10 protein-coding genes and 1 tRNA gene are annotated in these 10,340 nt (G+C 53.7%); 9 read left to right on the plus strand and 2 right to left on the minus strand.

What is annotated here, in order from left to right; translation table 11 throughout:
* The first annotated feature begins 123 nt into the window (after positions 1–123).
* The 9 genes from thrS to CUR33_RS17635 all read left to right on the plus strand — a co-directional run bounded on the left by thrS (position 124) and on the right by CUR33_RS17635 (position 7,580).
* On the plus strand, positions 124–2,046 hold the full coding sequence (thrS, locus tag CUR33_RS17595; RefSeq protein WP_282875637.1) for a threonine--tRNA ligase: 1,923 nt from the start codon (positions 124–126) through the stop codon (positions 2,044–2,046).
* A complete protein-coding gene (infC, locus tag CUR33_RS17600) occupies positions 2,046–2,597 on the plus strand; it encodes a translation initiation factor IF-3 (protein WP_169852835.1) in 552 nt (183 codons plus the stop codon). Before thrS ends, infC begins: the two co-directional genes overlap by 1 nt.
* Positions 2,598–2,657: 60 nt before the next feature.
* The gene (rpmI, locus tag CUR33_RS17605; RefSeq protein WP_079202156.1) at positions 2,658–2,852 is read left to right on the plus strand and encodes a 50S ribosomal protein L35; all 195 of its coding nucleotides are present in this window, start codon (positions 2,658–2,660) and stop codon (positions 2,850–2,852) included.
* 25 nt (positions 2,853–2,877) lie between these two features.
* Positions 2,878–3,234: a 50S ribosomal protein L20 gene (gene rplT, locus CUR33_RS17610; RefSeq protein WP_040069108.1), complete on the plus strand. Its 357-nt coding sequence runs from the start codon at positions 2,878–2,880 to the stop codon at positions 3,232–3,234.
* Positions 3,235–3,329: 95 nt separating this feature from the next.
* The gene (gene pheS, locus CUR33_RS17615) at positions 3,330–4,346 is read left to right on the plus strand and encodes a phenylalanine--tRNA ligase subunit alpha (protein WP_090256188.1); all 1,017 of its coding nucleotides are present in this window, start codon (positions 3,330–3,332) and stop codon (positions 4,344–4,346) included.
* A gap of 45 nt (positions 4,347–4,391) precedes the next feature.
* On the plus strand, positions 4,392–6,770 hold the full coding sequence (pheT, locus tag CUR33_RS17620) for a phenylalanine--tRNA ligase subunit beta (protein ID WP_289240447.1): 2,379 nt from the start codon (positions 4,392–4,394) through the stop codon (positions 6,768–6,770).
* Positions 6,771–6,773: 3 nt separating this feature from the next.
* Entirely contained in the window at positions 6,774–7,076 is a 303-nt protein-coding gene (gene ihfA / locus CUR33_RS17625; protein ID WP_003243414.1) for an integration host factor subunit alpha, read from the plus strand.
* On the plus strand, positions 7,057–7,413 hold the full coding sequence (locus tag CUR33_RS17630; RefSeq protein ID WP_090256190.1) for a MerR family transcriptional regulator: 357 nt from the start codon (positions 7,057–7,059) through the stop codon (positions 7,411–7,413). The genes ihfA and CUR33_RS17630 overlap by 20 nt, the downstream gene beginning before the upstream one ends.
* A 90-nt stretch (positions 7,414–7,503) precedes the next feature.
* Positions 7,504–7,580, plus strand: a tRNA-Pro gene (locus CUR33_RS17635).
* A gap of 409 nt (positions 7,581–7,989) precedes the next feature.
* Here the strand turns inward: CUR33_RS17635 and umuC are convergent.
* Together umuC and CUR33_RS17645 are read right to left on the minus strand one after the other, a co-directional pair.
* A complete protein-coding gene (gene umuC, locus CUR33_RS17640; RefSeq protein WP_289240448.1) occupies positions 7,990–9,264 on the minus strand; it encodes a translesion error-prone DNA polymerase V subunit UmuC in 1,275 nt (424 codons plus the stop codon).
* Positions 9,257–9,694 (minus strand): LexA family protein, encoded by a 438-nt coding sequence (locus CUR33_RS17645; protein WP_160084739.1) that lies wholly within the window; start codon positions 9,692–9,694, stop codon positions 9,257–9,259. Before CUR33_RS17645 ends, umuC begins: the two co-directional genes overlap by 8 nt.
* Positions 9,695–10,340: the final 646 nt, after the last annotated feature.

The following is a 10,340-nucleotide window of genomic DNA, read 5'->3' on the forward strand; positions in this document are numbered from 1 at the left end:
GTTCGGTTTTGGTTGGCTGAAAAGCTCCTGCCATTGTAAGGCAGGTTTACCGCCGCATCGCTTACTGGCTCATCCCAACCCATGTGGCCTTTGGTAGAGGTCACCACTAGGAGAGGAGGCGCCATGCCCATCATTACTCTTCCCGACGGCAGTCAGCGTTCGTTCGATCACCCGGTATCCGTACTCGAGGTGGCGCAATCTATTGGTGCTGGCCTGGCTAAGGCCACGGTAGCTGGCAAGGTCAATGGCAAGTTGGTTGATGCCTGTGATCTGATTGATAGCGACGCAACTCTGCAAATCATTACGCCAAAAGATCAGGAAGGCCTGGAAATCATTCGCCACTCCTGTGCGCATTTGATTGGTCATGCGGTCAAGCAGCTGTTTCCTGCTGCCAAGATGGTGATCGGTCCGGTCATTGACGAAGGTTTCTACTACGACATCGCCTCTGAGCGTCCTTTTACTCTAGATGATGTGGCAGCAATCGAGCAGCGCATGCAGCAGCTGATCGAGAAGGACTACGACGTCATTAAGAAAGTGACGCCACGTGCTGAAGTTATTGATGTCTTCACCGCTCGTGGTGAAGAGTACAAGCTGCGTCTGGTTGAAGACATGCCGGATGAACAGGCTATGGGTCTGTACTACCACGAAGAATACGTCGACATGTGCCGCGGTCCGCACGTGCCGAATACGCGCTTCCTCAAAGCGTTCAAGCTGACCAAATTGTCCGGTGCCTACTGGCGCGGCGATGCCAAGAACGAGCAGTTACAGCGCGTGTATGGCACTGCTTGGGCTGATAAGAAGCAGTTGGCGGCTTATATCCAGCGTATCGAAGAGGCCGAGAAGCGCGACCATCGCAAGATCGGTAAGCGCCTCGATCTGTTCCATACCCAGGAAGAAGCGCCGGGTATGGTGTTCTGGCACCCCAATGGCTGGACCATCTATCAGGTGCTTGAGCAGTACATGCGTGGCGTTCAGCGCGACAACGGTTACCAGGAAGTGCGTACGCCGCAGGTGGTTGATCGTGTGCTGTGGGAGAAATCCGGGCACTGGGGCAATTACGCTGACAACATGTTCACCACTCAGTCGGAAAGTCGCGATTACGCAATTAAGCCGATGAACTGCCCGTGTCACGTACAGATATTCAATCAGGGGCTCAAGAGCTACCGTGAGCTGCCGCTGCGTCTGGCTGAGTTTGGCTCCTGTCACCGTAATGAAGCCTCTGGCGCCCTGCATGGCATCATGCGCGTGCGTGGCTTCACGCAGGATGACGCGCATATCTTCTGTACAGAAGAGCAGGTCAAGAAAGAGGCGGCGGATTTCATCAAGCTGACCTTGCAGGTTTACGCTGACTTCGGTTTCAGCGACGTCAAGATGAAGCTCTCCACTCGCCCAGCCAAGCGTGTGGGTGATGATGCGTTCTGGGATCGCGCCGAAGAGGCGCTGGCCAATGCGCTGAATGAAGCCGGCCTGCCTTGGGAGTACCTGCCGGGCGAGGGTGCCTTCTACGGTCCGAAGATCGAGTTCACACTGCTTGATTGCCTGGGTCGCGCCTGGCAGTGCGGTACGCTGCAGTACGATCCGAACATGCCGCAGCGCCTGGAAGCGAGCTACGTTTCCGAAGACAACAGCCGTAAAGTGCCGGTTATGTTGCACCGGGCGATTCTCGGTTCGTTCGAGCGATTCATCGGGATTTTGATCGAGCACTACGAAGGGGCGTTCCCGGCGTGGTTGGCGCCGACTCAGGCCGTGGTGATGAATATCACGGATAAACAGGCCGATTTTGCCCTCGAAGTAGAAAAAACGCTCAATCAAAGCGGATTTCGTGCCAAGTCTGACTTGAGGAACGAGAAGATAGGCTTTAAAATCCGCGAGCATACTTTGCTCAAGGTTCCTTATCTCTTGGTTATCGGAGATCGGGAGGTTGAGACGAAAACTGTCGCCGTGCGTACCCGTGAAGGTGCTGATCTGGGCTCAATGCCCGTCACTCAATTCGCTGAATTTCTTGCGCAGGCGGTTTCCCGGCGTGGTCGCCAAGATTTGGAGTAATCATTATTAAGCGTGAAATGAGACAAGATAAACGAGCTGCACCGAAGGCCCCGATCAACGAGAATATCTCGGCACGCGAGGTTCGGTTAATTGGCGCTGAAGGTGAGCAGCTTGGGATTGTGTCAATTGAAGACGCGCTTCTTAAGGCCGAAGAGGCCAAGCTGGATCTGGTAGAGATTTCTGCCGATGCAGTGCCACCTGTTTGCAAGCTGATGGACTACGGCAAATCGATCTTCGAAAAGAAGAAGCAGATTGCTGCTGCAAAGAAAAACCAGAAGCAGATTCAGGTTAAAGAAATCAAGTTTCGTCCAGGGACGGAGGAAGGGGATTACCAGGTAAAACTACGCAACCTGGTACGTTTCCTTAGTGATGGGGACAGGGCCAAGGTATCGCTTCGATTCCGCGGTCGTGAGATGGCGCATCAGGAGCTGGGCATGGAGTTGTTGAAGCGGGTTGAAGGTGACCTTGCTGAATACGGCACCGTTGAACAGCATCCAAAGATGGAAGGACGCCAGCTGATAATGGTCATCGCCCCCAAAAAGAAGAAATAACCACCAGGGCACGGCAGGCCTTGCGGTTATGTTTATCAACTGAATGCGGAGTATCCGAACATGCCAAAGATGAAAACTAAGAGTGGTGCAGCCAAGCGTTTTCTCAAAACCGCTAACGGCTTCAAGCACAAGCACGCTTTCAAGAGCCACATCCTGACCAAGATGTCCACTAAGCGTAAGCGTCAACTGCGCGGTAGCACCATGGTGCATCCGTCTGACGTAGCAAAAGTGGCGCGCATGCTGCGCGTTCGTTAATCGGTCAAGATAGAGGAAATTACTCATGGCTCGTGTTAAGCGCGGCGTTATCGCTCGCAAGCGTCACAAAAAAATTCTGAAACTCGCTAAAGGCTACTACGGCGCACGCTCACGCGTATTCCGCGTTGCCAAGCAAGCGGTGATCAAGGCAGGCCAGTACGCCTACCGTGACCGTCGCCAGAAAAAACGTCAGTTCCGCGCTCTGTGGATCGCTCGTATCAACGCTGGTGCTCGTGTTAACGGCCTGTCCTACAGCCGTTTCATTGCTGGTCTGAAAAAAGCGTCCATCGAGATCGACCGTAAGGTTCTGGCTGATCTGGCAGTGAACGAAAAAGCGGCGTTTGCTGCGATTGTCGAGAAAGCGAAAGCCGTACTGGCTTAAGTCCCCGACAATCACCGGGCTCGCCCGGTGCTAAACGTCACCAATAGGGGAAGAGCCTTTAAGCTCTTCCCCTATTTCGTATCTGGAGTCTGTAAATGGAAAATCTGGATGTGCTGGTCTCGCAAGCGCTTGAGGCCGTTAGCCACACCGACGATGTGAATGCCCTGGAGCAATTGCGGGTTCACTATCTGGGCAAGAAAGGCGAATTGACTCAGGTGATGAAGACCCTGGGCAATCTGTCGGCAGAAGAACGTCCACAAGCTGGTGCGTTGATCAATGCCGCCAAGGATCAGGTTCAGGATGCGCTGAACAGCCGTAAGGCAACTCTGGAACAGGCCGCGCTGAGCGCCAAGCTCGCCGCCGAAAAAATCGACGTGACTCTTCCGGGTCGTGGTCAGACCTCTGGTGGTCTGCATCCAGTCACCCGGACGCTGGAACGCGTTGAGCAGTTTTTCACCCGTATTGGCTACGGCATTGCCGAAGGCCCGGAAGTGGAAAACGACTATCACAACTTTGAAGCGCTCAATATTCCAGGCCATCACCCGGCTCGGGCGATGCATGACACCTTTTATTTCAACGCGAATATGTTGTTGCGCACCCACACCTCTCCGGTCCAGGTGCGCACCATGGAATCGCAGCAGCCGCCGATCCGCATCGTTTGCCCCGGCCGTGTTTATCGCTGCGATTCCGATATCACCCACTCGCCGATGTTCCATCAGGTAGAAGGCCTGCTGGTCGATGAGGGTGTGAGCTTTGCTGACCTCAAGGGCACCATCGAAGAGTTCCTTCGAGTGTTCTTCGAGAAGCCGCTGGGTGTACGTTTCCGTCCCTCGTTCTTCCCGTTCACCGAGCCATCGGCCGAAGTCGATATGCAGTGCGTGATGTGCAGCGGTAAAGGCTGCCGCGTTTGCAAGCAGACCGGTTGGCTGGAAGTCATGGGCTGCGGCATGGTGCACCCGAATGTGCTGCGCATGTCTGGCATTGATCCAGAGAAATATTCCGGCTTCGCCTTCGGCATGGGGGTTGAGCGTCTGGCCATGCTGCGTTACGGCGTTAACGATCTACGGCTGTTCTTTGATAACGACCTGCGGTTCCTGGCGCAATTTCGCTAGCGCCCTCGCATTCCGTAATCGAATTGGTTCAGGAGAACAGACAGTATGAAATTCAGTGAACAATGGCTGCGTAGCTGGGTAAATCCGGATGTTGCGCGCGATGAGTTGGTGGCCCGCCTGTCGATGGTCGGTCTGGAAGTCGATGCGGTAACGCCTGTGGCAGGTCAGTTCAGTGGCGTTGTGGTGGGCGAGATTCTTAGCGCGGAACAGCACCCTGATGCTGACAAGCTGCGTGTCTGCCAAGTCAGTAACGGCCGTGAAACATTCCAAGTCGTTTGCGGTGCGCCAAATGCTCGCGCCGGTATCAAGATTCCCTTCGCCATGATCGGTGCTGAGTTGCCTGGTGATTTCAAGATCAAACAGGCCAAGTTGCGTGGCGTGGAGTCTCAGGGGATGCTCTGTTCGGCTTCCGAGTTGCAGGTCAGTGATGACAACAGTGGGCTCATGGAGCTGGCGGCGGATGCACCTGTTGGTCAGGACATACGCATTTATCTGGGCTTGGACGATGCCAGCATCGAAATCGGGTTGACCCCAAATCGTGGTGATTGTCTGTCGCTGGCTGGCTTGGCTCGTGAAGTGGGCGCGATCTACGGCGCGACTGTGGCACCTGTGTCTGTCGCTCCGGTTGCGGCTTCCCATGACGAAGTACGCTCGGTTGATGTCTTGGTCCCTCAAGCATGCCCGCGCTACTTGGGGCGGGTTGTGCGCAACGTCGACTTGTCCCAGCCTACGCCGCTGTGGATGGTCGAGCGTCTGCGTCGCTCCGACATCCGTAGCATTGATGCTGCCGTTGACATCACCAACTACGTAATGCTTGAGCTCGGCCAGCCTATGCATGCTTTTGATCTTGCTGAGATCAACGGTGGTATCCGCGTGCGTATGGCAGAAGAGGGTGAAAAGCTAGTTCTGCTGGATGGGCAAGAAGTCAGCCTGCGAGCAGACACTCTGGTGATTGCTGACCATAATCGCGCTTTGGCTATTGCCGGTGTGATGGGCGGTGAACATAGCGGTGTAAGCGCTAAAACGCGTGATCTGTTCTTGGAAAGTGCTTTCTTCGACACCATTGCGGTAGCTGGCAAAGCCCGTTCCTATGGACTGCACACTGATTCATCGCATCGGTTCGAGCGCGGTGTTGACTCGCAGCTGGCGCGCCATGCCATGGAGCGTGCAACCGCACTGCTGTTGGATATCGTCGGTGGTGAAGCTGGTCCTGTCATTGAAGTGGCGAGTGCCACCGACTTGCCCAATATTGCGCCAATTACCTTGCGAGCCGAACGCATCAGCCAAATGTTGGGTATGGACATGGAGGGCGCTGAAGTTGAGCGTCTGCTCACAGCGTTGGGGCTCGGTGTGACCGCCCAAGGCGCTGGTGAGTGGCTAGTCGATGTGCCGAGTCATCGCTTCGACATCAGTCTTGAAGTCGATTTGATTGAAGAGTTGGGTCGTTTGTATGGATATAACCGTTTGCCGGTTCGCTATCCGCAGGCGCGTCTGGCTCCGCAAGCTAAAGCCGAGGCTGCTGTCGACCTGCCTGCGCTGCGTCGTTTGTTGGTTGCTCGTGGTTATCAGGAAGCCATTACCTACAGCTTCATTGATCCCAAGTTGTTCGAGCTGTTCAATCCAAGTGTTGCGCCGCTGATGTTGGCGAACCCGATTTCTGCCGATATGGCGGCAATGCGCTCTTCCTTGTGGCCTGGTCTGATCAAGGCACTTGAACACAACTTGAATCGTCAACAGTCGCGTGTGCGCCTGTTCGAAAGTGGCTTGCGTTTTGTTGGACAGCTCGAAGGTTTGAAGCAAGAGCCGATGCTAGCGGGCGTAATTTGTGGCGGTCGTCTGGCTGAGGGTTGGGCGCATGGTCGAGATGATGTCGACTTCTATGATGTGAAAGCTGATGTCGAAGCCTTGCTGGCCAGTGCGGGAGCGGGCGATAGCTTCACCTTCGTGCCAGGTGAACATGCTGCGCTGCACCCAGGGCAAACAGCGTGTATCGAGCGTGAAGGGCGAGTAGTCGGTTTTCTGGGTGCGATGCATCCCGAGCTTTCGAAAGCACTCGGCCTAGATCAAACCGTCTTTATGTTTGAGTTGGTGCTGGCTGAGATCACTCAAGGCGTTATGCCAAAGTTTCAGGAGTTGTCTAAGTTCCCCGAAGTGCGGCGTGACTTGGCTGTGCTGGTTGACCGTGACGTGCCTGCACAGGATTTGCTCGGTGCAATTCGTGAGGCTGCAGGCGAATGGATGACTGACCTCAAGCTATTTGACGTGTATCACGGTAAAGGTATTGATCCTCATAGAAAAAGCCTTGCCGTTGGCTTGACCTGGCAGCATCCATCGCGCACTCTTAATGACGATGAGGTGAGTACCACAATGCAAAATATTCTCACCTCCCTGGAACAAAGGTTCAACGCCACGTTAAGGAAGTAGCGTATGGGGGCTCTGACGAAAGCTGAGATGGCGGAACGTCTGTATGAAGAGCTGGGCCTGAATAAACGGGAAGCCAAGGAGTTGGTGGAGCTGTTCTTTGAGGAGATCCGCCAAGCGCTGGAGCTCAACGAACAGGTCAAGCTCTCGGGGTTCGGTAACTTTGATCTGCGCGATAAGCGTCAGCGCCCCGGTCGCAATCCAAAAACAGGAGAGGAAATTCCGATTACGGCTCGCCGTGTCGTGACCTTCCGTCCAGGCCAAAAACTTAAAGCCAGGGTCGAGGCGTATGCTGGAACCAAGTCATAACGATGAACTGCCCGTCATACCCGGCAAGCGCTACTTCACCATCGGTGAAGTTAGCGAACTCTGTGCTGTAAAACCGCACGTGTTGCGTTACTGGGAGCAGGAGTTTCCACAACTCAACCCGGTTAAGCGGCGTGGTAATCGACGCTATTATCAGCGCCAAGATGTGTTGATGATTCGGCAGATTCGAGCGCTCTTGTACGACCAAGGTTTTACCATCGGCGGAGCGCGTCAGCGTCTTTCGGGTGATGAAGCTAAAGATGACAGCACCCAGTATAAGCAGCTAATCAAGCAAATGATTACCGAGCTTGAAGACGTGTTGTTGGTGCTTAGAAAATAGTCGCCCTATTCAAAAAAGTTTCCACATTTCAGGAGCTTAATGTATAGTGCCCGACGTTTTCTGGTATAAGAAAACTGATTCACGCCTAGTCGGGGCGTAGCGCAGTCCGGTAGCGCACTAGCATGGGGTGCTAGGGGTCGAGTGTTCGAATCACTCCGTCCCGACCATATATTTACAAAAAAGCCTAATCATCTGATGCTGATTAGGCTTTTTTGTGGGCGACTATTTTCCAATGCGTAAGTGAGGCCCCACGTATCCCCTTTCTGAACTGCTTGTCGCTGATATAGCTATCGGGTTGACATTCGTTTTATATGGAGGTGGCTGCGTGATACATCGGCTTAACGATCAGTCAGTGGCGACTTGCTCCACAGGGTGTCCGTCATCTGCGAGTTGAGGTCGATAGCGGCTTATTTATAAGGCGTCTTTGGCGACTAGCAAAGTTCCCGAGGTTGAATGTTCAAAGGCGAGTCTGGTTTGAATCACTGGTGTGATAGCAGTTATTTAAGCCTGAGATATAATGGCTTCTGGTGACCATGGAGTGGGGGGGCGTGTGGTGGGCTCTAATGAGTTAAAAATCTATTGTGCTTTAACCTTAAATAGGTCTTGCCACCGAGTCGTGTAAGCCGGTGATAGCAGCTCCCGGCGCATGCTCCACTCTGTGTGTTTGGTGATTCGTGCCGGCTTCAATGTCCCGCGTCCCCATCGTCCGTTGATGGCGTCCAGTGTTTTCATCAGGTGTTCGGTCCTCGGGGGTTGTTCGGGTGTAAATAGGTCTTTTGTGTATTCGTCACGTCGGCACAGATCTAGCAGCAGTACCTGAGCTTTGGCATAGCTAAACCCATTACGATAAAGCCGGCATATTCCCTCACGCGCTGCTGAAATGATCAGGCGTGTGTCGTCGGTCGGGTAGGGTAGCTGGCAAATCAGACCATTGGCATATTTAGCCTCTGCAGGGTTGAACATACCGGTACGCAGGCTGATGCGAATCTGCCGACACAGTGAGCCTTGTTGACGCAGTTTTTCAGCCGCTCGGGTGGCGTATGCAGTAACGGCTTCCTGGATCGGTTCGATGGTTTTCAGGCGTTTGCCGAACGAGCGACTGCAGCAGATTTCCTGTTTGGCTGGCTCAGTTTCTTCGAGCGCTAAACAGGCAGTACCGCGCAGTTCGCGTGCGGTTTTCTCGATCACCACATTGAAGCGCTTGCGCAGTTCTCGAGCATCATGTCTAGCCAAATCCCAGGCGGTTTTGATGCCCAGTGCGTTTAGATGAGTTTGCATGTGTGCGCCGATTCCCCAGACTTCTCCTACGTGCACGATATTGAGTAGCTTTTCGCGACGGATAGGATCTCGTAAGTCGACGACTCCGCCGGTCTGTTTTTGCCAGCGTTTGGCAGCATGGTTGGCCAGTTTCGCCAGGGTTTTGGTTTCAGCGATACCGATACCGACAGGGATGCCCGTTTTCTGTCTGATTTCGTTTTGGAGTGCTCTGGATAGATGCTCTAGGGACTCCGTGATCCCGGAAAGGTCGGTAAAGGCCTCATCAATGCTGTAAACCTCAACGGCCGGCAGGCGCGCTTCTATGATGCTCATCACTCGCTCGCTCATGTCGCCATAGAGTGCGTAGTTGCTGCTGAAAGTCATAATGCCATGACGGTCGAGTTCGCCACGGATTTCATGGAATAGCGCCCCCATTTTTACGAAAGGTTTAGCGTCTGCAGAGCGAGCAATTACGCAGCCATCGTTGTTGCTTAGTACCACGATAGGTGTGTGCTGTAGGTCAGGCCGGAACACTCGCTCGCAGCTTGCGTAGAAGCTGTTGCAGTCGATTAGTGCGAACACTGGCTCAGGCATGGTGGCGGTGGTTCCTCAGGCTGTGACTCACAACCCCCCAAATCATCAGTTCGTCATCGTCAAGTACGTAGCGAGGTGCGTAATCAGGGTGCTCGGATTGCAGCACATACGACTTATGGTGCCGGCCCAAACGTTTGACGAATACATCACCATTTAGACAGGCCACAACGATGTCGCCCGGCTTTGCTTCCAGTGCGCGACTGACGATCAGGTAATCGCCATCAAAGATTCCTGCGCCATTCATGCTTTCGCCGCTTACCAGCGCGACATAAGTGTGTGGTGTATTGATGTCGAGAAGCTCGTCCAGAGACAGTTTGTGTTCCATGTGATCCAGGGCAGGACTGGGAAAGCCGGCGGGAATGTGCGCCTCAAAAAATGGAAGGTGAGTGCAATTGGTGTGTAGTTCGCTAAGGATCTGAGCGTTGCTCATGGGGGAATCGCCTTTACTGGTTTTATATACAGTATCTGGTGATTTTTAGATTCGACAAGGGGTGTTCGTCGGCGTGCATCTCAGGCTGTTTGAGTGCTATGGCGAAATTTTGTGCATCGCACCTGTGTGCTTGATGATTGGGGGCTTCTGGTCCTGATGCTGATGATCTGGTCAGGCTGTTTGCATGCAGCAATGCTATTGATCGGCTGGTGCCGCTTTCTTCGGGGGGGGGGTACGTCGCTTCTTTTATATATGGATGCGTGCATCCCTATCTGGGCTTAAAGAAGGGGGTTGTCGTTTCTGCAGGCGGCGCGCTAGTGGTTTGTGTGGCTAAAGCCCGTGAGTTCGCGGGTGTTGAAACAAAAGCGCAATAATCGATTGACCTTCGTTTGCCAGTCCCTATAATGCGCACCTCTTCAGGCGTAAGCAGCTTCTTAAACTTCTTATAAAACAAGAAGTTAGATTTAAAAAAAGGGTTGCAAAGCAGCGAAAGCTGCGTAGAATGCGCCTCCTCTTCAGGAGGTAGTGTTTGAGTCTGAAGGGGTTCGGTCGAGATGATCGAAGGCGGTAAAAGAGGCGGTTGACAGCGGTTTGAAACGCTGTAGAATTCGCCTCCCGCTGACGAGAAGCTAGATGTTGATCGAAG

This window comes from Pseudomonas sp. FEMGT703P (assembly GCF_002786345.1).
In the GTDB taxonomy this organism is placed as follows: Bacteria; Pseudomonadota; Gammaproteobacteria; order Pseudomonadales; family Pseudomonadaceae; genus Aquipseudomonas; species Aquipseudomonas peli.